Source organism: Azonexus hydrophilus (assembly GCF_038368255.1).
Taxonomy (GTDB): Bacteria; Pseudomonadota; Gammaproteobacteria; order Burkholderiales; family Rhodocyclaceae; genus Azonexus; species Azonexus hydrophilus.
Genome location: NZ_CP151407.1, coordinates 240,556 through 263,983 on the forward strand (window position 1 = coordinate 240,556; position 23,428 = coordinate 263,983).

Annotated in this window: 21 protein-coding genes and 1 pseudogene; 14 read left to right on the plus strand and 8 right to left on the minus strand. The window is 55.4% G+C overall.

All coding sequences use genetic code 11. The features are described 5' to 3' along the window. From AADV58_RS17930 to moaA, 7 genes are all read left to right on the plus strand, one after another. Window positions 1-1,371, plus strand: coding sequence for a sigma-54 dependent transcriptional regulator (locus AADV58_RS17930; protein WP_341744628.1), 1,371 nt, complete (start codon window positions 1-3; stop codon window positions 1,369-1,371). Between the two features lie 179 nt (window positions 1,372-1,550). After that, on the plus strand, window positions 1,551-2,669 hold the full coding sequence (locus AADV58_RS17935) for a cytochrome-c peroxidase (protein ID WP_341744629.1): 1,119 nt from the start codon (window positions 1,551-1,553) through the stop codon (window positions 2,667-2,669). Window positions 2,670-2,679: 10 nt separating this feature from the next. Beyond that, window positions 2,680-3,819, plus strand: coding sequence for a cytochrome-c peroxidase (locus AADV58_RS17940; RefSeq protein WP_341744630.1), 1,140 nt, complete (start codon window positions 2,680-2,682; stop codon window positions 3,817-3,819). A 12-nt stretch (window positions 3,820-3,831) separates the two neighbouring features. After that, window positions 3,832-4,410, plus strand: coding sequence for an arsenate reductase (azurin) small subunit (locus AADV58_RS17945; protein WP_341744631.1), 579 nt, complete (start codon window positions 3,832-3,834; stop codon window positions 4,408-4,410). Between the two features lie 10 nt (window positions 4,411-4,420). Continuing rightward, window positions 4,421-7,099, plus strand: coding sequence for an arsenate reductase (azurin) large subunit (locus AADV58_RS17950; protein ID WP_341744632.1), 2,679 nt, complete (start codon window positions 4,421-4,423; stop codon window positions 7,097-7,099). Between the two features lie 56 nt (window positions 7,100-7,155). Next, entirely contained in the window at window positions 7,156-7,473 is a 318-nt protein-coding gene (locus AADV58_RS17955) for a c-type cytochrome (protein WP_341744633.1), read from the plus strand. Window positions 7,474-7,641: 168 nt separating this feature from the next. Next, the gene (gene moaA, locus AADV58_RS17960; RefSeq protein WP_341744634.1) at window positions 7,642-8,565 is read left to right on the plus strand and encodes a GTP 3',8-cyclase MoaA; all 924 of its coding nucleotides are present in this window, start codon (window positions 7,642-7,644) and stop codon (window positions 8,563-8,565) included. Here moaA and AADV58_RS17965 read toward each other — a convergent pair. Beyond that, window positions 8,562-8,846, minus strand: a complete 285-nt coding sequence (locus tag AADV58_RS17965; RefSeq protein WP_341744635.1) for a hypothetical protein — start codon at window positions 8,844-8,846, stop codon at window positions 8,562-8,564. The two genes, moaA and AADV58_RS17965, sit on opposite strands and share 4 nt — an antisense overlap. A 220-nt stretch (window positions 8,847-9,066) precedes the next feature. Between AADV58_RS17965 and AADV58_RS17970 the strand changes: the two genes are divergently transcribed. The 3 genes from AADV58_RS17970 (at window position 9,067) to AADV58_RS17980 (ending at window position 12,993) form a co-directional block, all read left to right on the plus strand. Beyond that, window positions 9,067-9,498 (plus strand): helix-turn-helix transcriptional regulator, encoded by a 432-nt coding sequence (locus AADV58_RS17970; protein ID WP_341744636.1) that lies wholly within the window; start codon window positions 9,067-9,069, stop codon window positions 9,496-9,498. A 226-nt stretch (window positions 9,499-9,724) separates the two neighbouring features. Then, window positions 9,725-10,771 (plus strand): TnsA endonuclease N-terminal domain-containing protein, encoded by a 1,047-nt coding sequence (locus AADV58_RS17975; RefSeq protein ID WP_341744637.1) that lies wholly within the window; start codon window positions 9,725-9,727, stop codon window positions 10,769-10,771. Further along, window positions 10,768-12,993 carry a hypothetical protein gene (locus tag AADV58_RS17980; RefSeq protein ID WP_341744638.1) on the plus strand — a complete coding sequence of 742 codons (2,226 nt, stop codon included), beginning with the start codon at window positions 10,768-10,770 and terminating at the stop codon, window positions 12,991-12,993. Before AADV58_RS17975 ends, AADV58_RS17980 begins: the two co-directional genes overlap by 4 nt. 35 nt (window positions 12,994-13,028) lie before the next feature. Here the strand turns inward: AADV58_RS17980 and istB are convergent, their stop codons facing one another. Together istB and istA are read right to left on the minus strand one after the other, a co-directional pair. Then, window positions 13,029-13,772, minus strand: a complete 744-nt coding sequence (gene istB / locus AADV58_RS17985; RefSeq protein WP_341744639.1) for an IS21-like element helper ATPase IstB — start codon at window positions 13,770-13,772, stop codon at window positions 13,029-13,031. Then, a complete protein-coding gene (gene istA, locus AADV58_RS17990; RefSeq protein ID WP_341744640.1) occupies window positions 13,762-15,267 on the minus strand; it encodes an IS21 family transposase in 1,506 nt (501 codons plus the stop codon). Before istA ends, istB begins: the two co-directional genes overlap by 11 nt. Window positions 15,268-15,550: 283 nt before the next feature. On the opposite strand from istA, the gene AADV58_RS17995 reads away from it, so the two are divergent. The 4 genes and pseudogenes from AADV58_RS17995 (at window position 15,551) to AADV58_RS18005 (ending at window position 20,342) form a co-directional block, all read left to right on the plus strand. Continuing rightward, the gene (locus tag AADV58_RS17995) at window positions 15,551-17,050 is read left to right on the plus strand and encodes an AAA family ATPase (protein ID WP_341744641.1); all 1,500 of its coding nucleotides are present in this window, start codon (window positions 15,551-15,553) and stop codon (window positions 17,048-17,050) included. Between the two features lie 17 nt (window positions 17,051-17,067). Next, window positions 17,068-17,508 (plus strand): annotated as a pseudogene (locus AADV58_RS18700) (TniQ family protein); the annotation flags it as partial. A 351-nt stretch (window positions 17,509-17,859) separates the two neighbouring features. After that, window positions 17,860-18,864: a hypothetical protein gene (locus AADV58_RS18000; protein WP_341744642.1), complete on the plus strand. Its 1,005-nt coding sequence runs from the start codon at window positions 17,860-17,862 to the stop codon at window positions 18,862-18,864. Further along, window positions 18,861-20,342 carry a TnsD family Tn7-like transposition protein gene (locus AADV58_RS18005; RefSeq protein WP_341744643.1) on the plus strand — a complete coding sequence of 494 codons (1,482 nt, stop codon included), beginning with the start codon at window positions 18,861-18,863 and terminating at the stop codon, window positions 20,340-20,342. Before AADV58_RS18000 ends, AADV58_RS18005 begins: the two co-directional genes overlap by 4 nt. An 846-nt stretch (window positions 20,343-21,188) precedes the next feature. On the opposite strand, the gene AADV58_RS18010 is transcribed toward AADV58_RS18005, so the two are convergent. Genes AADV58_RS18010 through AADV58_RS18030 form a run of 5 tightly spaced genes read right to left on the minus strand, consistent with a single transcriptional unit; the run spans window position 21,189 to window position 23,405 of the window. Then, complete coding sequence (locus AADV58_RS18010) at window positions 21,189-21,473, minus strand: hypothetical protein (RefSeq protein WP_341744644.1); 285 nt, start codon at window positions 21,471-21,473, stop codon at window positions 21,189-21,191. Beyond that, the gene (locus AADV58_RS18015; protein ID WP_341744645.1) at window positions 21,470-21,907 is read right to left on the minus strand and encodes a hypothetical protein; all 438 of its coding nucleotides are present in this window, start codon (window positions 21,905-21,907) and stop codon (window positions 21,470-21,472) included. The genes AADV58_RS18010 and AADV58_RS18015 overlap by 4 nt, the downstream gene beginning before the upstream one ends. A 43-nt stretch (window positions 21,908-21,950) precedes the next feature. Beyond that, window positions 21,951-22,847 (minus strand): recombination-associated protein RdgC, encoded by an 897-nt coding sequence (locus AADV58_RS18020; protein WP_341744646.1) that lies wholly within the window; start codon window positions 22,845-22,847, stop codon window positions 21,951-21,953. A 25-nt stretch (window positions 22,848-22,872) separates the two neighbouring features. Beyond that, entirely contained in the window at window positions 22,873-23,016 is a 144-nt protein-coding gene (locus tag AADV58_RS18025) for a hypothetical protein (protein ID WP_341744647.1), read from the minus strand. Then, window positions 23,016-23,405, minus strand: a complete 390-nt coding sequence (locus tag AADV58_RS18030; protein ID WP_341744648.1) for a hypothetical protein — start codon at window positions 23,403-23,405, stop codon at window positions 23,016-23,018. Before AADV58_RS18030 ends, AADV58_RS18025 begins: the two co-directional genes overlap by 1 nt. Window positions 23,406-23,428: the final 23 nt, after the last annotated feature.

Genomic DNA, 23,428 nt, shown 5'->3' on the forward strand with positions numbered 1-23,428 from the left:
ATGCGAGAACCGATTCTGATTGTTGAGGATGACAATACCATTCGTGTGACGGTGGGAAATTTCCTTGCCCGGCAAGGATACGACGTCGAAGTTGCCGAGTGTGGAGAACAAGCGCTGGCGTTACTGAAGGAACGCAGCTTTGGTCTCGTCCTGCTGGATTTGCGCCTACCCGACATGAACGGATTGGACATCCTGGCCCGGATCAAGGAATCGGATGATCAGCCGCTGGTTATCATCATGACGGCCTATCCCGAAGTACGAACTGCTGTTGCCGCCTTAAAAGCAGGGGCTTACGACTACATCAACAAGCCGTTTGACCTGGAAGACCTGCAGGAACTCATCCGTCGCGCGATGGAAACGCGTCGTCTGCGTAAGGAGGTGGAGTGGCGAAGAGCGCAGTCAAACGATTGCGTGATTGAAGGCCTGATTGGGGAAAGTGCAGCATTTCGCCAGATGCTGGATATGACCGAGCGGATTGCTTCGGCGGGAAAAATCCCGGTGCTGATCCGCGGAGAGTCCGGAACCGGCAAGGAAAACGTCGCCAAGGCCATCCATTGTCGGTCACCTCGGGCGGATGGTCCTTGGGTAACACTTAACTGTTCAGCCTTGCCCGAAGGATTGCTGGAGTCCGAACTGTTTGGCCACGAGCGCGGGGCGTTTACCGATGCCAAGCAGATGAAGCGTGGATTGCTGGAGTTGGCGGACGGCGGCACATTATTCCTGGATGAGATTGGCGATTTGTCGTTGACTTTGCAGCCCAAGCTGCTGCGGGTGCTGGAAACGCAGTCCTTTCGTCGGTTGGGCGGACAAAAGGAGATTCGTGTGGACGTGCGCTTCGTTTCTGCGACACATCGAGATTTACCTGCAATGGTCAAGGATGGCTCATTTCGCGAAGACCTTTACTATCGCCTGAATGTAGGGGCCATCGATTTGCCGCCATTACGTGAAAGGCGAGAGGATATCCTTCCGCTGGCCAGATATTTTCTTGACAAGACTGCGCCGACAATCGGGATCGAGCTAGGAGGCCTTGACGCTTCCAGCGAGCCGCTACTCCGAGCTTACGGTTGGCCGGGTAATGTTCGCGAATTGCGCAACGTAGTGGAGCGTGCAGCCATTTTGGCGCGAAGTGAACTGATTACGGCCAATCACCTGCCCCGGGAAATTGCCATCGATCAGCCCTCTTCAAAGAGCGTAGCAATGCCGACTGGCACGGACAGAGTCCGTCCTTTGGTCGAAATCGAGGCAGAGTACATTCGATTTGCCCTGGAGCGCTGTGCGGGAAACAAGACTCTGGCGGCAGAAATGCTTGGTATCAATAGGGTGACGTTGCGCAACAAATTGCGTGAGAGCGACGAGCGCCCGGAAAGCTGATTTCGATCAAGAATTAGCCGGTTAAAAATTAGCCGCCTGATTGATTTTTAACCGGGTTGAAGTCATGGGCTTCAACAAAAAACCCAATAAATCAGTGCCATTGCCACTTGGCACAGTGACTGCATATCCATAGTCCATGTGGGGCTGTTCCCACGAATCTCCAATACACAGGGGGGACTATGAAAATCCAGCAGCGCAAGCGTTTCACGCAAGCACTGGGAGCCATCGGGTTGGCAACGGCGGTAACGCTGAGCGCCACTTGGCAACCAGCCATTGCCCAGGGTAATGCACCCGATCTGGCACCGATGCCCGAAGTCAAGCCGGGCAATGCGGCGATGATTGAACTCGGGAAACATTTTTTCTTCGACAACCGTCTGTCCGGTGACTGGGGCCTTTCCTGCGCCACTTGCCACGATCCGCAAAAGGGCTGGGGTGATGGTCAGGCTCTGTCGACCGGTTACCCGTCGATGGAGTACTTCCGTAACTCACCAACCGTGCTGAACGCCAAGCACCGCCAGCGTTTCCTCTGGGATGGACGTCTCGATGGAACAGACGCTGGCACCCTGGTGCGCGACATGATCACCGAAGCGCACACCATGAACATGGACAGCCGATTGATGCAGGAACGTCTGCAGCAGGTGCCGGAATACGAGGCGCTGTGGAAGAAATGGCGCAAGGATGACATCAACGGCATGCGCGTCTTCAATGTCATCGGTGAGTTCATCAAGAGCTTGGAAACCACGAACGCACCGTTCGACAAGTTCAAAAAGGGCGATCAATCAGCGTTGACCGCAGAACAAAAGGAAGGTTACGCGCTGTTCAAGGGCAAGGCCAACTGCGTTTCCTGTCATAACGGCCCGATCGGTTCGGATGGCAGGTTGCACAACACCGGCGTGCCGGAAAACCCGGAAGTCTTGAAGAACCCGCTACGCACCATCACCATGCTGCGTCATTACTCGACCAGTGGCATGCCGAACTACATGAATGCCCGAACCGATGTTGGCGCTTACGCGATCACGAAGGACCCGAAGGACATGGGCAAGTTCCAGACCGCCCAGTTGCGTGATCTGAAATATACGGCGCCATACATGCACAACGGCATGTTCAAGACGCTGGATGAAGTCGTTGCCTTTTATAACCAGGGCGGTGGCAAGGGTTCGGTGCTCAAGCCTCTTGGCTTGTCTGCCAGCGAACAAAAGGCCTTAGTGTCTTTCCTGCTGAGCCTCTCAGGGGATCCGGTTGTGGTCAAGGATCCAGGGCAGCCGGACATGCAACTCCGTACTTTCGGAAAGAACTGAGGGGGCCATCATGCACAACCGTAAATTTCTAAAAATCTCGGCCATCGCCGCTTCTTTTCTGATTGCGGCAGGCGTTTCAGCTGCCGGCAAACAGACTTACCCTCCGTTGGCTCCGCTTCCTCCTGTGCCGATTCCGGCGGATAACCCGATGACGCCGGAAAAGGTTGAGTTGGGCAAGAAACTCTTCTGGGATGGTCGTCTTTCCGGTGACGGCTCTATGCCCTGCGTTTCCTGCCACCTGCCCGGTCTTGGCTGGGGCGATGGTGGTCAGATTTCCCGTGGTTATCCAGGCACCAAGCACTGGCGCAACTCGCAGACCGTGATCAACTCGGCCTATTACAACAAGCTGTTCTGGGAAGGCAATGTCACCAGCTTGGAGCAACAGGCGCCGGCTGCAGCCGAAGGTGGCGTGGCGGGTAATGGCGATCGGTCGGTGATGGAAATGCGTCTGCGGTTTGTCCCGGAATACGTTGAGGCTTTCAAGAAAGTCTTCGGCGGCGAATGGCCTCGCATGACCCATGCCTATGCTGCGATCGCAGCCTACCAGCGTACTGTGGTCTCCGATGCCGCCAAAGTACCTTTCGACCGCTACGCGAAAGGTGACAAGAAGGCCTTGAATGCCTCACAACTGGCCGGCATGAAGCTCTTTAACGGCAAAGCGGGTTGCATCCAGTGTCATAACGGACCGCTCGCTTCCGACCAGAAGTTCTACGACACTGGCCTGCCGGACTTTGAAGGCTTCAAGACAGACCCGCTATATCAGGTCACGCACCGCTGGGAGCATTATCAAAAGGGTGTTTCAGAGCCGCGTTACCGTAATGCCGATATGGATTATGGCCTGTACTACCGGACCAAAAATCCGAAGGACATCGGCAAGTTCCGGACGCCGTCGTTGCGCGAACTGAAATACACGGCGCCTTACATGCATAACGGCGTTTTCGCGACACTGGATGAAGTAGTCAATTTCTATGACCAAGGCGGTGGCAAGGGCACCAACAAGAGTCCGTTGATCAAGCCGCTGAAGCTCAGCGCCAAGGAGAAGAAGGACCTGGTCGCATTCCTTGAGGCCCTGTCAATGACGGAGCCGCTGATCCACGACGATCCTGTGCTGCCCGGCGATTATCAGCCGCTGCCGGCACCGGTGAAATAAGGAGCATTGAACATGACGCATAAAACCATTCCTGTTCAGCACGAACACGCACATGACCACGAACATGAGGGCGGTCGTCTCTGTATGAGCCGTCGTCAGTTCCTGCTCAGCGGTGGCTCTGCCGTAGCACTGATCAGCCTCGGGGTCTTCCCGGGCACGACAGAAGCCGCGCAAGCCTTGAAAGCCACCTACCCCCGCCAGAAAATCGCCAGCCTGTCAGGGTTGAAGACGGGGGTGCCGGTCGAATTCAACTACCCATACGAAGATATTCGCAACATCCTCGTCAAACTCGGTGTGCCTGCCGGTGGTGGCGCTGGGCGCGAGCAGGATATCGTCGCCTTCAACCAGCAATGCACGCATCAGGGCGGTCCATTGGACGGTACGTTCAAGCCTCAACATCAGGTGCTCGGTCCCTGCCCATTGCACTTGACTACCTTCGACCTGACCCGCCACGGCATGGTGGCTTCCGGTCATGCCACGGAAAGTCTGCCGCAGATCGTCCTGGAAATTCAGGGTGACGACATCTACGCGGTCGGCGTCATGGGTCTGGTCTATGGCTATAGCGCCATGACCAGCAAGCGCAGCGCTTAAGGAGCAGAACATGAGCAATCAAGACAGCTACACCCCGAAGGATTTCGTGCCACTGCCGCCCAAGGATGCGGATGTGCTGACTACCGCCTGCGACTACTGTACGGTGGCCTGCGGTTACAAGGTCTATCGCTGGCCGGTCGGCAAGGAAGGCGGCGCCACGGCCAACCAGAATGCCTTGCAATCGGATTTTCCGCATCAGGCTATGATGACCTCGTGGGTCAGCCCGTCGCAGCACAACGTGGTGACCTTCAAGGGCAAACCGCACCATGTGGTGGTTATTCCCGATATGCAAGCTGAGGTAGTGAACCTCGGTGGCAATCACTCCATCCGTGGCGGCACCCTGGCCGAGAAATGCTTCAACCCGTCCAATCGCACGCGTGAGCGTTTGATGCATCCGATGATTCGGGTCAATGGCAAGCTGACGCCTGTCAGTTGGGATCTGGCCACCGAAGTCATGGCCGATATTTCGAAGTACATCATTGCCAAGCACGGCGAACATGCCTGGGCGGTCAAGTCTCACTCCTATCAGTATTTCGAAAACGTCTTCGCCATTACCAAGCTGGCTATGACGACCATCGGCACCCCGGCCTTTGCCTGGCACGACAAGTGTTCGGCGACCAACGACGCAACCGGTCTGGACGATGCGGGGATCGACTCTTTTGCCTCCAGCTACGAAGACTGGGCAAGTTGCGAAGTCGCCTTCCTTTCGGGCGTTGATCCCTACGAAACCAAGACCACCTTGTTTACCTCGCACATGATGCCGGGCGACAAGAAGTTCATCTTCGTGACGCCGCACCAGACCATGGGTGTTGCCTGGTCTGTCAAGGAAGGACGCGGCCTTTGGTTGCCGATCATTCCGGGGACCGACACGGTCCTGCACATGGCATTGGCGCGCATCATTATCGAAAACAACTGGCAGGATCAGGCGTTCATCGACAAGTGGGTGGCCAACTCCTGGGAGGTCGATTCCGGCTATGGTCGTGGCACCCGCAATACCGGTTGGCAATGGCGGACAACGTGGGGCATGTGGCAGTCGGACTGGCAGGACTACAAGAAATTCATCCTGGCTCAGGAAGAATCCAAACTCGACGTTGCAGCAGCGATCACCGGCTTGAGTCCGGATGACATTCGCAAGGCGGCCGAGTGGATGGCCAAACCAAAGGCCGACGGCTCGATGCCGAAAACCTCGTTCATGTGCGAGAAAGGTAATTACTGGTCCAACAACTACATGAACACCACGTCGTTTGCCTCCTTGGGGCTGATCTGCGGTGCTGGTAATCGTCCGGGGCGGATGATCTCCCGTGGCGGCGGTCACCAGTGTGGTGGTTTGTCGGCGGGCGGTGGTTCCGGTTGGCTGTCGCCGGAAAAGCATCCAGGTCGGCGCAAGAAGAGCTTCAATCTCGATCTGTGGCTGCACGAAGGGAACATGCGCTTCGCCTGGGTGATCGGTACGACTTGGGTGGCGGCCATGATGGGTTCAAATGAGCTTGAACGGAAAATGCGTTCCCTGACGGTCGAAAACCCGCACAAGATCACCAGTCTGGATCGTGCGGCTATTTTCGAAACGCTGAAGAAGCGCGTCGATTCGGGCGGCATGGTGATGGCTAATTCAGATCTCTACCCGGTCGCACCAATTGGTACCGAGTTTGCCGACATTGTTTTCCCGGTCTCCTCGTGGGGCGAGGATAACTTTACCCGCTGCAACTCGGAGCGTCGTCTGCGCCTTTACAGCAAGTTCTACGATGCGCCGGGTGAGTCGAAGCCCGACTGGTGGATTGTCCAGAAATTTGCCCAGAAAATGGGTTTCGACAAGGATGGCAGCTACGCTTGGAAGGATTCGAACGACGTCTTCGAGGAGGCGGCTCGCTTCTCGCGCGGTGGCGTGCTGAATTACGAACCGCTGGTCGCCATGGCCAAGGGCAAAAAGATCAAGGGTCAAGAACTGTTGCGTACCTACGGCACGACCGGCATTCAGACGCCGATTCGTTTGCGTGACGGAAAGTTGGTTGGCACACAGCGCCTGCATGATCCCAATAATGACTGGGGCGAACTGGAAGGCTCGACGGTCCACACCAAGATATTGCACTCGTTCAATACGCATAGTGGTAAGGCCATCCTACTCAAGTCGCCCTGGAAATACGCCGGCTGGATCCAGTTCTATGATGCAGTCAAACCGCGTGCAGACAAAGGCGAAGTCTGGGTCACCAACGGTCGTGTCAACGAAACCTGGCAGTCCGGATTCGACGATCTGCGCAAGCCCTATCTCTCACAGCGCTGGCCGGACTCCTTCATCTTCATTCATCCAGATGACGCGAAGAAGAAGGGTATCGAGTCGGGTGACTTCGTTGAAGTGGTCAACGACACCGTCTATATCCAGACCGGCCAGCCGCAAGGTGTGTTGGATGCAGATCTGACCTTCAATCAGTTGATGAAGGACGGTCACATCAAGACCACAGTCGGCAAGTTCAAGGCGGTGGCCATTGTTTCGGATGAAATGCGCCCTGGCGTCTGCAAGGCAAACTTCAATTTCCCGAGCTCGCCAGCCAACGCGGTGGTTTCGGCAGTGCCCGATCCGATGACCAACAACTACCGCTACAAGCTCGGTCGCGGTGTGCTGACCAAAGTCGGTGAGTCGCCCTACAAGCACAGCTTCACGCAGATGAGCCTTAAGCCGCGCAACATCGTTTGACCTCAATCTGGTGGCTTGCTTCGGCAAGCCACCACTCACTCTTTCAGGAGAAACTCATGAAAAAAATATTCATTTTGGCCGCGATGGCTGGCTTTTCGATGACTACTTTTGCGGCTGACCAGGCTGCAGCAATGGATATTGCGAAGAAGAACGGCTGTCTGGCTTGCCACGCCCTCGACAAGAAGATGGTCGGTCCGGCCTGGAACGATATCGGCAAGAAATATGCAGGTGATACCGCTGCAGCCGAACAACTTGCCGTCAAGGTCAAGAAAGGCAGCAAAGGGGTCTGGGGGCCGGTTCCCATGCCGCCGAACGCCACCGTAAAGGCGGCCGATATCGAGACCATGGTCAAGTTCATCCTGACCTTGAAGTAAGGCATTTTCTCTCCTCTCTCGTTGACGCATGTCCTCCCCGTGCGTTCTCGTTGATAGCCCTTCGGGGCTATCCTTTTTCAGGTAGAAAAGCGGAAGCAATACGTGCGACATCCATCACCTGCCTTGGTCGACCCGTTTGGAAGGGCAATATCTTATTTGCGTCTTTCCGTGACCGATCGCTGCGATCTGCGTTGCACCTACTGCATGCCGGCCGAGTTTGACGGTTATGAAATACCTGATAACTGGCTGCAGTTTGACGAAATTGTCCGGCTTTCTCGAATCTTTGTCGGGCTTGGCGTTTCGCGGATTCGCCTGACCGGCGGCGAGCCCTTGATGAGGTCGCGGATTGCTGATCTGGTTGGACAGATTGCGGAACTTCCGGGGCTTCGTGACCTCTCGCTGAGCACCAATGGCACACAGTTACGAAAGTGCGCGAGCACGCTCAAAGAGCGAGGTATCAGACGTCTGAATGTCAGCCTGGATACGCTCAATCGGGAAACTTTCCTGAAACTGACCGGCAGGGATTCTCTGGATGAGGTGTTAAGCGGCTTGTCAGCGGCCCGGTTGGCTGGGTTTGATCCCATCAAGATCAATATGGTCTGGTTGCCCGGCATTAATCAGCAGGAAGTTGAGGCCATGATTGAGTTCTGTATGGCCAGAGGATTTATTCTTCGCTTGATTGAAAACATGCCAATGGGTCGAGCAGCGCAGGCCATGGGGTCCTCGTCATTGCAGCCGCTGATTGAGAATCTGCGTCAGCGTTTTGCTTTAACTGATCACATTATCCCCGGCGGAGGTCCGGCGCGTTACCTGAGGTCTCGGGATTCGTCATTTTCCATTGGTTTCATCACGCCGATTTCCCAGCATTTTTGTGAAACCTGTAACCGTGTGCGGGTTTCAGTCTCGGGTACGCTTCATCTCTGTCTGGGGCAGGATGATCAAATTGAATTGCTCCCGCTTATGCGCTCAGGTAAAAGCGACGAATTCATTGCCCAAGTCATCCGTGATGCCGTGATGCGAAAACCCGAGAAGCACGAATTCCAGGAGAAACCGGGGAAAATTATCAGGATCATGGCCTCAACTGGTGGTTAAGCCTTGGTGTTAGCGGTCACTTCGATCTGATACGCCGGCCCATGCTTTATTCTCTGGAAATACGAGAGCCAAGCGTCAGACTCTGCCGGCCAGTTGGCGAGGAAACCAGCAACCCACGCGGGATGATCGTAATGGATAGGAAGCGCGTGAATCCGGGCGTCATGCTGCAATTCCCCGTATAGCACTTCACCGGTAGCCGGGCGCGTGCTGATCCTGGTCAGCAGGCCATAGTGCTCGTTGCTGAAATTCGGCATCCCTGCGGCGCCGTTGTCGGCGACCAATCCAGCTCGTAGTAGTTTTCCGTTACCCGACTGGCACCAATCTTCTGGGCGAATTTTTCTTGGCTGAGGCCTAGGCACTTCCGTTCTCGACGAAGTCGTTCTGGGAGGCCATTAGCAACTTGCTTTGCGTGCTGGTTCGTAGGTTACAAACACTGTTGACTCTGAAAACAAAGGTGTATAGCCTACCTAATATCATATGTTAGAACGACTGAATCGGATTATGAGCCCATTCGCAGTTGCTCTACGCGAACTTCGGTTACTCCGGAGGCTGCGCCAATCAGATGCCGCTGAACTGCTCGGTTACGAGCAGACCTATATTTCGGCATTGGAAGTTGGCACAAAGGGTCCCCCGCCAGAAGCTTTCGTTGATCGAGTCGTACGCGTATTCGAACTCCAAGATTTAGATGAAAAGCGATTACGGGATGCGCACAAGGCTTCACATCGTCGGGTGGTGATCCCCGTCGATGCCCCAGAAAACGTCTATATGCTGGTCAACGAACTGCGGCAGCAGATTGAACAGCTACATCCAGCTCAAATCGAACTAATACGAATCGCGCTGAAATTTCCTCAGGCGATTGCCGTCGAATCCATTCAGTCGGAACGGCTGCGGCGGCGCACATTTGGCAAAGGAAGGAGGGATACAGAAAAGTAAAACGGGCCAGACGGGTTCGGTATGTCCCGTTATAGGGTGGGTCGCAGAGGTGTCCCGTGGTCACGCTAGAAGTCTCTCTGCATCTGCCCCTGAGGTCACCTGGTGAGCAACTCGGATAGGCATGGCAGCTAATGTCTAGTCTATCCAGCAGAAGTATTTACGCCTGAAATTGGTCGTTAATTGTGCCGACAGAGGGTGGGGTACCTGATGAGTGGGGGGCTGAGCCTTGATTGCTGAAGAAGTCCAGCAAGAAATCTATGCCTTGGTCGACAAGAACCGACTAGGTGCGTCTGACGCGGGTCGGCTCGACGAGGACCTAGTGGAGTGGTTGGCCTCAGTGAACCACTCAAAGGCAGCGTCGACGAAACGACCTAGAACCATGACATGGGACAAGTTCTACAAGCACTTGCTCCAGGGGTTTGGCACGGGGCATGGCGCTGCATATCGACCGTGGCTGACCTTGCGCCGCAAGAACCCATCCAAAAGCTCAAATCAAGTCGCGGCATACCTATTCCTCCTACGGCGACATGGATTCTTCTTCTCGCGCGGCGAATACCAGATTGCGCTCTTGCTCCTGTGGCTCGGAGTCGACGACCTGCGCGAGCAGTTTCCGCTGTGGCCGATCGCCCATCCGCATCCCCTTTTCGGCGCATTGGGCTCCGAAGAAGTTCAGCTTCCCTATTCCCGGGGGCTCCTCGATATCGCTGAGGAGGCCGGCATCGAACATGGTGTCTATCCAGGCACAAAGATTCCATACGTGGCGACCATGGATTTCATGCTCACGGTTCGCATTGGTGGCGACCAGCAGTTGGTCGCTGTTTCGTGCAAGCCATTTTGCACGCTCGAAGACGAAATCAAGTGGCGAACGCTTGAGCGACTGGAACTCGAAAGAAGGTATGCAGACCACAACAGAATCCGCTACCTAGTTCTGAGTTCACGGGTCGTTCCCATTCTGATGGCTGGCCAGCTCGAATGGTGTTTCGCTTGCTCGAACATAGCCGACATCCCACAAATAGCACCAGCGCTACAAACCTTCGCCGCAGAGTTCTCCTCTACGCCAGACCTGTCGATCGCGGACGCTGTCCGCCGCGCAAGCGAACTCAGCAAGCTCAGCCTTGAAGACGGGTGGATTGCCTTTCGCCACTGCGCATGGACCCAACGAATTGACGTCGACATGTCGAAGCAAATCTTGACGACTTACCCGGTGAACCGTGGTGGCCGGGACCTGCGCACACGCTTGTACCATGAACTCATCCTAGGCAAAACGACATGAAGCCTGTTAGTGTCGGTTTCGTATTTAGGGCCAAGCAACGACGCGGTCAAACGCAACCGGGTCTGCACCGCGTGATCGAAGTGAATGGCGATCCTGATGATGATAACTGCCTACTGGTGGTGATTCAGATTCCGGAGCAACCACCACCAAGGCAGTCCGGTAAGAAGCAAGCAAGCTACTACTCCAGAGGTTTCAAACGCATTCGCCTAGAAGCCGTACGCCAGCTGTTAAAGGAGAGCCTCGCGACTGAGGCGTTAGCGCCTCCTGTGCCCCCCTGGTGGAGTAAGTCTGATGCAGATTTTCTGCATGAGTGCCCAAAGGATCGGTGGGTTCGTCAGGGTGGCTCGTGGGTCGCACCTGAAGTCCACAAGCGAGAAACAAAATGGACATGGATCGAACCGCTTGTCGCACGGTACGAAAGAAAGGAAATTCAGAGCGTCGCCGATTTGGATGCTCTCGTCCCCGCTCGCGCAACTGAGCTGAAGCTCAAACCCAACCAGGTCTACGATGCCCTGCACCGATATTTTGCCTTTGGAGAAATCAAGGACGCTTTGCTACCCAATACGCCCCTGAGTGGCGGTAAAGGTCAGGAGCGATACGGGAAAAATGGTGTTCGCCTTGGGGCTCCGAACGCGGCAGCGAAGGCAGGAAACACAGAACTAGCCGGTAAAATTTGTGACGAGCAGGATCGTCAAAATATGCGCGACGGCTACCAGATGTTCGTACGCCGGGGAGTGTCGAGAAAGGACTCATTTCTCGCGTTTTCGTCTACGTACTATAGCGATGGCTACAAAGTTGAAAACGGATACCAGCTTCCACTGTTGTTGCCGGCGCGTCAACGTCCGACGGAACGTGAGTTCTTCGATCACGGCCCTGAAAAGCAGGATCGATATGAAATGCTCCGCCGGATTTTTGGCGAAGCAGAATGGGCAAAAGACTATCGTTCCCTGATCGGTACAGCGCAAGATGGGATCCACTCCCTCGGGCAAGTTGGCTCAATTGATGCCTCGCCGATCGACCTGAATCTCGTCAGCTGCTTTGATTGCCAGATTCCCATCGGAGTGCCTCGCGGACTATTCGTAAGAGAAGCGAAGTTGGGTCTATGGTGCGGTGCTCACAACGTTATCGGTGGGCCAGGCACCGATGATGCTCTGCTGACGATCTTGCGATCAGCACTCAGCAAGGCAAAGATTCTGCGCCGACTCAACCTCGATGATATTCATTCTGACGATATTCCCGATTTGTTGTTTGTACGGCTGCTATCCGACAACGGCGAGCTCAGAGCGATCAAGGGTATTGAGACGTGTGCGGAGAAGGTCAGAACCACAATCGAGTTTGTTGAATCGGGGCGGGCCGACCGAAACTCACCCTCTGAGTCTGGCCACCATGCACGACACGCTGGCCTTGACCATAAGCTACCAGGAACGACATACGGTCGGCGGCCCAAGCGAGGAGAGGCGTTGCCAATCAGTAAGGCGCTGCTGAACCTTTACGGCTATGAGCGTCTACTGTGGCAATGGATGCATTGGGCTAACACCAAACAGTTGGTACCGCATCTAGTCCCGACCGAGATGAAGCGCGACATGGTCGGCAAGCCGTTCTTGCCGACCAGAATCGAGATATATCGCTGGGCTGACAGGCAGGGACTCGTCACACACCCGCGAATGGATCCGCTCTATTTGAAATCGGTTCTGCTCCCCGTCTATACCGCATCTGTCGCTCGAAACGGGCTAATTCTTCATCGGCCTCGCACAGGCGAGCGTGTCGAACTGCTTAAGGCTGCGCTTTTCAATAGCGACTACATCCAGCAGACTGCGCTGTATCACAACTTTGCTTCAAACGATCCGCGCCATGTCCAGGTTCGGGTTGATCCTGATGATTTGTCGGAAATTATCCTCGTCGATAGAGGCGGGGTGCACGTAATTCCGAATGTCACAAATGATGTGATCGTCGTCCGGGAGTACTACCTACCGGATCTGGTTGCGGTAAACGATGCGAACCGGTTGACGAACATCGAAACGAAATCGGAAGTCGATCAGGCAGGTTCCGACCTTCGTCTGTCACGGGCTGCCGAGGTTGACATGGCTCAGGCTAAGCGAAAAGCCGCAGAGGCCGAAGGTGGCGAAGGCCATACAACGACGTCTAAAGAGGGGGTTCGCGACAACCAGAAGCGTGAGCGTGCCGAGCAACTGCAGCAAGCTGTGTCAATCAGCGTCCAATAGTTTCCAGGTATCAGCGTCCAAATCTTTCCAGTTGCTCAGGCTAATTTGACGGATTTTTTCCGCTGTTTGAAGCGAAAGGAGTCGTTGCCGGTTTCGAGGATTTCGCAGTGATGGGTGATGCGGTCGAGCAAGGCGGTTGTCATCTTTGGATCACCGAACACGGTCACCCATTCGCCGAATGACAGGTTGCTCGTAATGATCAGCGAGGTTTTTTCATAGAGCTGGCTGATCAGGTGAAACAGCAGCGCCCCGCCCGATGCAGGGAAGGGCAAATAGCCAAGCTCATCGAGAATCACGGCATCGAACAGCACCAGCTGCTTGGCCAGGGTGCCGCTCTTTCCCTGTAACTTCTCCCGCTCCAGTTGGTTCACCAGATCCACTGCGTTGAAGAAGCGCACGCGCTTCCCTTGATGGATGGCAGCAACCCCCAAAGCCGTCGCCAGATGGGTCTTTCCCGTCCCCGTGCCGCCAACTAGAATCAGGTTATGGGCGCTATCCATAAAGGCGCTTGTCGCCAATTGTTCAATCTGCGCCTGCGGAAGCGGCGTTTCCGTCCAATCAATGCCGGAGAGGTCACGGTGGATCGGGAAACGGGCGGCTTTCATCTGGTAACGCAGGCTGCGTACTTGCCGATCCGTCTGCTCGGCATCAATCAACCTGTCCAGCCAGGCTTCCGGCTGCATCGGCAGGCGCGGCCCCTCCGCCAACAGTTCCGACCACGCCGTCGCCATGCCATAAAGGCGTAAGGATTTCAGTTGGGCTAGCCGATCAATGGACATACTGGCCCCCGCGCAGATGGTCATAACGGCTACAGTCGGCCTGCGGTTCGACCTGCAAACGCAGTTGCTCAGGCAAACTGAGCTCGGCCGGGCGAGGTGGTGTGGTCAGCCGGCGCAGTTCGTTCATCACCACTGCCGCCGTAATCACGCCGCCGTCCAGCGTCAGCTCACACGCCACTTGCAGGGCCTCCAGGCCCACCTCGCGAGCAACCAGCAGCAGTTCCACAAAGGCGCGATCTCCCTTCGGTTGTTTCAGCACGCGATCACGCACCAACTGAATCGGCAGAGGTAAATCCCACTCGACGAATGGCGCACCGTTACGCAGCGATCCCGGCTTTTTTTCCAGCACCGGCAAGTAATGCCAGGGGTCGCAGATCAACTGATCCCGCCCAAATCGCCGTGCATGGTCGGCAATCACCTTGTTCTCGGCCACGATCCGTACCTGGTCGGCGTATAGACGCACCGACACCACCTTGCCGGCATAGTCGGCAGGCACGCTGTAGCGATTGCGTTCAACGCGGACCAGGCAGGTGCTGGAGACGCGCATCATCTGTTCGACGTAGCCGTCAAAGGAGCTGGTGATGGCCCGCAGGCTGGGGCCCTCCTGAAGAAAGCAGTCAGCAATGGTGCGCGTTGCTTCAACCGGATGCTTGCGTTGTGCCAGTTCTCGGCAGCGCCTGGCCAGCCAGTCGTTCAGCGCCTTAAAGCTCGCGAAGCGGGCCTTGGGCGTGAACAGCCATTCACGGACATTGCCGACCTGATTCTCGATTTGCCCTTTCTCCCAGCCGGAGGCTGGCGTACAGGCGACCGGCTCAAACAGGTAGTGGTTAGCCAAGGCCATGAAGCGGCGATTGAAGTGTCGATCCTTGCCGACCAGAATGGCGTCGACCACCGTCTTCAAATTGTCGTAAATCATCCGCTTCGGCACGCCACCAAAGAAGGCAAAGGCCCGGTTGTGGGCATCGAGTACCATCTCTTGAGTTTCGCTGGGGTAGGCAGCGACAAACATCTGCCGGCTGTAGGCCAGCCGGAAGTGGGCGACCTTGATGGTCAGCGCCACGCCGCCGATCTCCACATGTTCCTGGCTCCAGTCAAACTGGCAGGCGTCACCGGTGGCAAAGACCAAGGGCACAAAGGCTTCCTTGAGTGTCGGTTTCATTTGTGCCGACTTCCACTGCTTTACGAAGCGTTGCACGCTGTCGTAGGCGCCGCGGTAGCCCTCGGCCTGTAAGCCTTCAAAGAGTCGCTGGGCGGTGCGTCGTTGCGCTTTCGGGAGGTGGCGCTCGGTGGCCAACCAGCTTTCCAGTACGGACTGGAATCCGCCCAGTTTCGGCGCGGGCTGATGCTGACGAAGATAAACCGCTTCGCTCTCGGTTTGCAGGTGCTTACGCACCGTCGGACGGGACAACTTCAGGTCGCGCGCAATCGAGCTGATGCTCTCGCCGCTGACCAAATGACGACGCCGGATTTCGGCTATGACTTCCATGGATAACACCCCAGATTCCCCGGCAAAATCGCCAGTAGGTTACACAACCCAGGGTGGCAACTTTTGGACGCTGATCACCCCGGAAATCTGGAAAGTTTTGCACGCTGTTTTACAGCAAGCTGCAGAGCGTGCCGTCGGATTCAACACAGCAACCACTGCCAATCGACTAGCGGCCAGTCCTGTAGCTGCTGAGGTTCCTCCAAGCAATGTTGTACCTCGCAAAACTGAGTCGAGGCTGAGGTTGGCCCAGATCAATCGCATGAAGGCGTTTCTTGATAAAGGAGGCTAGGACGTGGAAGAAGACGACGAAGTGTCCCAGGAGAACACACATCCTTTGCTTGAGCCATTGCTTGAATCACTTAGGGTCGATGACCTTGAATCAAGGATTCGGCGCTCGCCGTTAAACGGTTTGGATGTTGTGGCGATAAGTAACGAGCGTCGGCATCTATTGCTTGATCAAATGCAAGAGCAGTTGTTTGAGCCAACCACTATGACTCTGAATCTAGGGACTAGGTTGTTCCGTATGATTCGGCGCGGCTACCTTTCACGGGATCCGCGCAAGCTGTCGGTAAGAAAGGGAAATCTCGCGTTAGCCGCCCAAAGCGGCAGGAACCTGACAGAGCTGCCATGGTTTCAATCCTACGCGAAGTGCATGCGAATATCGGGCGAGACAGGGACAGGAAAGACCTACGAGGTCGTGAACGCGCTCCGCTTGGTTCCACAAGTGATTGTGCATTCTGAGAACAAGGAGGCTGGGTGGTCACATCTTGTGCAAGTTACATGGCTGTATGTGCCGATGGCGCATGACGGCTCACTGGGCGGGCTCTTACTCAGCATCCTGGTGGCTCTGGATGAAGTGATTGGTACGAAGTATTCAACGCAACGCTCTTTGACTCGTCTGAGTAACGAAAAACTGGCGGTTCAGGTGGGAATAATTCTGAGGGTTCACGCCGTAGGTGCCTTGATTATTGATGAGATTCAGGAGCGGAACTTCGCAGGGGGGCACGGTAGCCTGGCGGCCCTCTTTTTTCTACGTCTGCTCAACTTTGGCATTCCGTTGGTCCTGATGGGGAATCCGTTCGGATTGAGTGCCTTGGACCGATTTTCACAGGACGTTCGTCGGACGGGCTCTGCAGGTTCACTTGATTTTGAGCCTTACGACTTCACCGATTTTGATTGGGGGAACTGCATCGCCCCTCGTGTATGGGCATATTACGTACTTCCCAAGCCTGCCACGTTCATCGACGAGGATGGGATGCTGCTGTTCCGATATTCCGGCGGATTTCGGGATTATGCCTGCAGAGTCTGTAACTCCGCTCAGCGCTTGGCCCTCGATCTCGGCGATGACGCACTGACCGAAGAGCACGTTGAAATGGCATACCAAGGAGACGATTTTTCGGTGAAAGATCGTCAATTGATTCAGGGGTTTGCTCTTCGCGAACCCATCCGGTTAAACAAGTTTGAAGATGTGAGGGTGTCTCATTACGCAAGGAAATGGGGCCTCGTTACAACTGTCACATCTCGGGCGGCACCTGGCGCCCAGGGTTTGGAAGCAACGATTGAAGATTCGTTCGACCAATCGACGGTAGAGGATGCTGCGGCATTGGCCGGCCCAACACGCACCCAGCATCAGAAAGAGGTGGCGGCAGCTAAGCGCATGGCAACGCAAAAAGCCAACCTAACAAAGAAGCGTAGATCGGCGAAAGAGAAATGTGGCGACGATGACATCCGCAATGATGGATTGAAGAGTTTCTTAATTACCGGGTTTGATGCGCTAAGAGGCGCGATTTAAGGAGGCGAACGACATAAATGAGCGACCATTCCTGCCCTAAACGCTATTCAGTTAAAACAGATATCGATTCGGAGAGTCATCCGTGCCTACCGTTCTTCCCTGCGGCGCGCCCTGACGAGACCCTGGGGTCGCGCTGCAGCCGATTTCACCGTGAACGCGGCAACGAGGGGACACGCAAAACCTTTAGGGATATCTTCGGGTCGTCGCCCTTCCAGATATCAAATCTGTACATCCCTCGCATTGAGCGACTTGCCGCACGGTTGCCTGGAGACGTCAATGAAAATGTACGTCGACTCACTCATCAAAGCACGGCGATTCCTCTAGTTGCGCTCTTTTCAGGTGGAGCCTCCTTCGACACGAAAGCTGAATTCACGCGACGGAGCATTGGCGAAACTGGTGTAACGCAGATCTGCGTCGATTGTATGAGAGAAGATATCGAGGACTACGGGTCACCCCACCTACATCGCTCTCACCAATTCGCCGTAGTGGGAGCGTGCTGGCGACATGGGCGTAAGTTGATCGATCGCTGCCCTAACTGCTCATGCCCGATTGAGTTACCAAGGGATCTTGTCTTGTCTCCTTGGGCGGGATGCCCATGTGGGCTCCGATTCGAGCAATGGGAGCAACAGGGTGGCCATAAAGCCCCAGCCAAAGAGATTGCGTTAGCCAAATTCATACATGTGGTGCTGAACGGCCTGCCACAAAACTTCATCGCCTTGGGGCTTCCTAGCCTCCTTAGGGATCGTGCATATGCCCGCGGGTTCCGCTGGGGGGACGACAAGATTGACCGGGGCGGATTGCTCGCCGCGATGGAAACGCACTACACGTCGAAGTTCCTAGCGGCCGCCGATTCCGCATACAGGCAGGGGAAGACGAGAGGATGGCTAAACTTCCTCGGGCAATCCGACGTCGCCCTTGAGGGGCCACTTTCAAGAAATCTTCTGCTTGTGAACTACCTGTTTGAGGAAGGTGAGGCGTTTCTAACGGCCGTCAACTCTTCCACAGTGAAAGGTGCCGCAGCGAGCTTGTTCCTAGGGCAAGCGGCTCAAGCTGAGGACATCGCCATGCCGGACATCCAAGAGGACAAACTTGGGGGCCAGATTGATCGATTGGCTACCATGGCCGTGGAAAAAGGGCTGATTTTTGACCAGCTTTGGCAAAAACACTCTGGCGCGATGAAGAAGATTGTTTCGCTCGGAGGAAAGGTGGCAATTGAAAAATTGCGCTCAGCGATTGAGGCCTACCCAAAGCTCCCGAAGAATAGGCGGGTGGTCGTTGCCATGGCGCATCCCAAAGATCAGGAGTGGGCGGAGGCGATTAAGGCGACGGCGTCTCGCTTCTACGAAGATAGTGGCAAGCCCGTTCGCGTGACCATGGCCGCTCTTATTAAAGGAACAGAAATTTCTCCAGGTCATTGGCCAGATGCCGGGTCGTTCCCCGCTGCTCGAGCTGCGTGTGAAGCCGCTGCAGAGTCCCAATGCCACTTCTATGCCCGCCGGGTTATGTGGTCGATGTCGCGATACTACGGGAAGAACGTAGCACGAACCGTCATCACCGAGGACTCCGGCTTGGAGCATCACCGTGCCAACGACATATTGCACTACTTGCTAGAACGAAATGTTGTTCCGGTTTCCCCCTTCGTTGATCAGCTTAAGGCCAAGGGAATCCAGCGGGATTGGGACGGGCCGTGTCCCGAAAAAGTCTACCGGAAGGTAGGTCGTGGCTACGTTAGGACTGGCAAGAGGACAGCATATTCTCCGCCGGGTGTTGCGGGTGAGGTAGCCAGCGGTTCCTCTCCCGAGAGGAGTGCATGAGTACGTTTTACAATCTACTCGACGATCTTCCGGTTAACCTGCCTTGTGCGACGAGTGATGAGACTCTTTTCAGCTGGTGCGCGCTTTACCATCGGCTCAGCGGAAATGGCATTGCTGCAGATTCGTACTCTCAGTTGTTCGGGAAGAGAGTTCCTGGTCTAAAACACGACTTCCCGAATGGCCTCGCTAATTTCTGTAAGCGCACGCGAAATGCACTGGGGTCGCCGGAATCATTGGCGCTGGATAGGACGCTGCTGGGTTATTACGCGCCCTTTGCGCCCACTAGGACTTATCAGCGGGTGCTGGAGGCCGTCATTGGTCAGAATTCTGGTGATCCGAAGCACATTCTGGGATTGCTTGCGAGTCGTGTTGGTGCTTCGCACCCACTCAAGGCCTGTTCCATGTGCGTGCAGCGAGATCTACGCGAACTTGGATATTCGCGGTGGATTCGAGAACATCAATGGCCGTCCGTATGGGTTTGTCGCGACCACGCCATCCCTCTAAGGTTTTTGGCTAAGGAGTCCCGCCTGAAAGACCTGCGCTACTGGACGCTACCGCATGACCATGTGGCCAATGAGTGGCAAGACTTGCCAGCGCTTTCAGCGGCGTCGATTTCTTACCTAGAAAAGATCGCGTCTGTGAGTGCGGGGCTGGCGCAAACCGCGTTCATCATTGACGATGAGCGATTGCGTTTGGCGTATCGAATCGGCGCGAAGTGTCGTGGCTGGATCGCCTTTGATGGCAGCATGCGACTAGCAGCGATGAACTGTGAGTTGCAGCTGCGCTTTGGTCATCTGAGGAGCATACCCGGTTTCAGTTTTCTGGCGGAAGCAGATCCCAATGGTGGCGGCGTACTGGGTTTGCTAACCAGACAGCTGCCTGGTATTCACCATCCTGCCAAGCATGCTGCGGTGATCGCCTTCCTGTTCGAATCGATTGGAGATTTTTTCAGTGCGTACCGATATGCGGGGATCGCAACCGAAGTTGATGGCGGGCAACTGCTGGTCAGCGACTGGCGCGAAGAGCTTCGCCGACTGGTTGTCACCGAGAAGTGGTCGATAAGTCGTGCCGCGACGAGCCTCAGAATTCCGATTTCTCGGGCTTGCAGATGGCTGGAAGCCGAGGGGGTAGCATATGGCAGGCGTTCGCGGGTGAGTAGCGCTAAACGAGACCAAATCGCTGCACTCCTACAGGAAGGGAATGATTATCAGCGGGTCGCGGATGAGGTCGGCGTAAAAAAGAGCCTCGTGCGCGCGTTTACGGCGGCGAATCCTGATCTAAAGAGCAACTGGCAGAAACGCCGATTCGAGAAGATTCGCGACGAGCACCGGATTCGGGCAGGCGACCTATTTGTGGCTCACCGCGGAGTATCGATCAAGGCACTTAAAGCGGTGCCCGGCAATGGGTTGGCGTGGTTGGAGCGACATGATCGCGATTGGCTTACAGCAAACGCACCAAATCTATTTGGCACAAAGTAGTTTCCTTCTTGGTAATGCAAGCTAAAAGCCTGGGCGCCGGAGAGGCGCTGCTGCTGTCCCTTGAAGGGGGGGGTGAAACCGTTCGCGAGTAGCCCTGCAGGAGCCCTGTTGCGCAGACAATACTGTCTGGAAATGAAATGAGAACAATTGGTTGCGCAGATGATGATGTCGGCTGGATCGAAGAGTGACGCCTATAAATCTCGAACTCTTACCCTAAAATATTGCATTGTTGGGATTTCAAGAAACTATTGCCCGAAAACAGTCACTTGCTGCGACCGCTGCGCAAGCAGACGCCCCTCTTCACTCGGCGGACGCTTACGACATCAGGTTGGCGGCTGAGTTTGCGGCTCGGAAAGAATTCATCAAAGCCGGCGATCCAGTGAAAAGAGTTGACGGCTATGAAGTGCCTATCAACGTGAAGGGTGTTTCCTGCAAGGTTTTGGTGAAGCCGTATACACCGGGACCGATGGAGCCGCCAACTCGCTGGAAGGCCGCAACACCGCATTGCGGTAAGTAGAGCCCCACGGGAAACACCGACATGCCGACGCTCCCAGTTCTTCGCCAAACTTCCGAGTTGACGGCGCCGTACCGGCGGCTGAGTAGCCAGGAAAAGGACGTTAGCAGCTACTAGGCGAATGCCGATGTACGGACGGGGCCGGGAACCGAGTTCCTGGTGACACGAAGACTGCGAGGGAGGCTGAATGCCGTGACGCCTCCCGCTACTAAGTAAAAGGAGTCACCGTGAATCAAAGTGCATCGATTGAGCAAATGCGGAAGTCAAACGAGGCGCTTGCCCGAGGGGAGGCTGTTAACCGGGGGAAGAAGCCCTTTCCCTTCAGTTTGATGTTATTCCTCTTCTTTCAGATTTGCCTCAATCTGTTCCAGCGTCTCCAACAGAAATTCCACGTCCTCTTCTTTTTTCCCTAAAAGGTAGGCCAGCCGAATTGTGAAGCCGCAGCAAATTGCGGCAAGCACACCGCTAATGCCCGCCAGCGCATTCTGCGTCAGGTAGGCAGAGCAGGAAATCGCAATCTGCATGAGGACTGCGAATACCCACAGCATCGGCATTTTGTACGTCACCGGCCTTGCCCGCCAGTCATAGACGAGTATTTTGGCGAGGCGTTTGATCATGCTGCAGCCTTTGATTGGGACGACAGACTCTCATGCTGGTCGTCATCTTTGCCCCAGGGGTTCCAGCGCATCGAAATTACCTCTGCCCCCTCCCCTGTTGCCAATGCGCGTTCGACAAACTGAATGGCTGCTCGAATCGTGTCGATACTCGACAGATTCAAGTACCCAGAAATCGACAGCATGACCTGGCGGATGTTTGTCGCATCCTCCTCCTTGATCGCCCCGATTTCCTGATCCCTGATGATGCGATGCATGATCATCGAGGCGCGATTCACCTTGGCCAAGTATTCAAGGTTCCCCTTCAGATGGGCTACGGCCGCACCGATATTGAGAAAGGCCGCGACCGTAAACGCGTATTCGTCTGATGTATGCCCCGTCAAAAGCAGTTCAAGATGCATGAGCGCGATCGTGGAGATTTTCTGATGCTCCTGCATGGAGAGCATCCGGGAAGTCTTCCGCTTCACGCGCTTGCAGTGCTTACGCATTTTCGGTGACTTCACCACCAAGGGCATCAACAAGCACCGGCAGCAGCCGACGAAGCTCTCCCGTCATCAACGCGAAATCCGACAAGATCCCCGCCGCGTCGGCATTCTGATCGGCCTCTTCCTTGATGATGTCGAGGTAGGTCAATTTCTTGATCGACATCTGATGCGTCAGAATGAAAGACAGCCGGTCATCCCACGTCATGGCCAGAGACACCGGCAATTTGCCCTCGCTCAGATGACCTTTGATTTCTTCGTGGTCAAGGGTGATGTTGGTGTACTTGATCTTGCCCTGACTTTCCCCGACTTCGGCCAATTCGCAGTTGCGGTCGATGGTCATCGCACCGGGCGCCTCGTTGGCACTCAGCCATCCCGCCATCCCGGACTGCGGCGACTGGTTCGTATGCAACGGTTTCGCCGGGAAAATATCGAGAGACTGGCGCAGACTTTCCAGAACGAGGTCGGCCTTGGCTGGCGTCGCGGCATTGATGACCAGCCAGCGATCCACCGGGTCAATCCAGACCTGCGTCTTGCGCGACCGGAGGAAAGCCGTGGGCAGCAATTCTTCCACCACGCGCTCTTTGATCTCGCGCTTTTCCTTGCGCCCCGGCGAACGCCTTTCCTTGTCTTCAATTTCCTGAATGCGCTTTTGCACTGCCTCCTTCACCACATCACCGGGCAACAGGCGTTCCTGATGCATCAAGGTCAGGAGCCATTGCTTTCCTTGCGAAAGGACCAAGCCGCTTTCCTTGCTCGAATTCACCCAGCCGCGAGAAGACGGCTGATTGGAGGGGCATTCAATAAAGCGGAGCCGCTCAAGCTGCTGCTCCAAATCTTCGATTGAACATGCCCAGTTTTGGGCGAGGCGATAGACCTGCAAATTGGTAAACAATCGAATCTCCTGTTTCGTCTGTAATTTATAGGGCGGCAAGAAGCGTTTGAACAGCGTCCGCAATCTGGCGGACAAATTCAGAAGCCCCAAGCATCTCCATACCACCCAAGAAAAAGAACCAGTTGAACACCACCAAAAAGCCAATCAGCTTGAACAACCACCCAAACATTACGAAACCTCCTTTAGATCGGACGGCTCATTGCTGGCGACCGTATCGATGTCGACCCTGGTGTTTTCTGGCGCGACAGACCAAATCCAGTTCCCCATGCTACTGATTTCTTGAATGCGGCCAAGCAGATTCAACTGATCCCCGGCGAGCGCATCAAAATGGTGTTCAAGTCGTGAGCCACTGGTTGTTTCCAGTACGGCTGCGAGTGCGCCCCCTTGGAGATCCTTCATTTGAAGGATTTTGACGAAGGTATCCCTTGCGTAGCGTTCATCGCGTGTTTCAAAGAAAATGATCGGCGGGTTTTCCGCGTTGTGCGGCCGCAAGAAAACGCGGACTTTAGGGTGGGCTTCCAGCGCAATTGGCGGCATCACTACCTCGTTACTGGTCATGGATCTAAAGTATCAGGCGCGTT

What these genes read in the sequence shown, in the direction of transcription:
- AADV58_RS17930 (WP_341744628.1), top strand. Translation starts at nt 1, where the DNA reads ATGCGAGAACCGATTCTGATTGTTGAGGATGACAATACCATTCGTGTG.
- AADV58_RS17935 (WP_341744629.1), top strand. Translation starts at nt 1,551, where the DNA reads ATGAAAATCCAGCAGCGCAAGCGTTTCACGCAAGCACTGGGAGCCATC.
- AADV58_RS17940 (WP_341744630.1), top strand. Translation starts at nt 2,680, where the DNA reads ATGCACAACCGTAAATTTCTAAAAATCTCGGCCATCGCCGCTTCTTTT.
- AADV58_RS17945 (WP_341744631.1), top strand. Translation starts at nt 3,832, where the DNA reads ATGACGCATAAAACCATTCCTGTTCAGCACGAACACGCACATGACCAC.
- AADV58_RS17950 (WP_341744632.1), top strand. Translation starts at nt 4,421, where the DNA reads ATGAGCAATCAAGACAGCTACACCCCGAAGGATTTCGTGCCACTGCCG.
- AADV58_RS17955 (WP_341744633.1), top strand. Translation starts at nt 7,156, where the DNA reads ATGAAAAAAATATTCATTTTGGCCGCGATGGCTGGCTTTTCGATGACT.
- AADV58_RS17970 (WP_341744636.1), top strand. Translation starts at nt 9,067, where the DNA reads ATGAGCCCATTCGCAGTTGCTCTACGCGAACTTCGGTTACTCCGGAGG.
- AADV58_RS17980 (WP_341744638.1), top strand. Translation starts at nt 10,768, where the DNA reads ATGAAGCCTGTTAGTGTCGGTTTCGTATTTAGGGCCAAGCAACGACGC.
- istB (WP_341744639.1), bottom strand. Translation starts at nt 13,772, where the DNA reads ATGTCCATTGATCGGCTAGCCCAACTGAAATCCTTACGCCTTTATGGC.
- AADV58_RS18000 (WP_341744642.1), top strand. Translation starts at nt 17,860, where the DNA reads ATGGAAACGCACTACACGTCGAAGTTCCTAGCGGCCGCCGATTCCGCA.
- AADV58_RS18005 (WP_341744643.1), top strand. Translation starts at nt 18,861, where the DNA reads ATGAGTACGTTTTACAATCTACTCGACGATCTTCCGGTTAACCTGCCT.
- AADV58_RS18010 (WP_341744644.1), bottom strand. Translation starts at nt 21,473, where the DNA reads ATGATCAAACGCCTCGCCAAAATACTCGTCTATGACTGGCGGGCAAGG.
- AADV58_RS18015 (WP_341744645.1), bottom strand. Translation starts at nt 21,907, where the DNA reads ATGCAGGAGCATCAGAAAATCTCCACGATCGCGCTCATGCATCTTGAA.
- AADV58_RS18025 (WP_341744647.1), bottom strand. Translation starts at nt 23,016, where the DNA reads ATGTTTGGGTGGTTGTTCAAGCTGATTGGCTTTTTGGTGGTGTTCAAC.
- AADV58_RS18030 (WP_341744648.1), bottom strand. Translation starts at nt 23,405, where the DNA reads ATGACCAGTAACGAGGTAGTGATGCCGCCAATTGCGCTGGAAGCCCAC.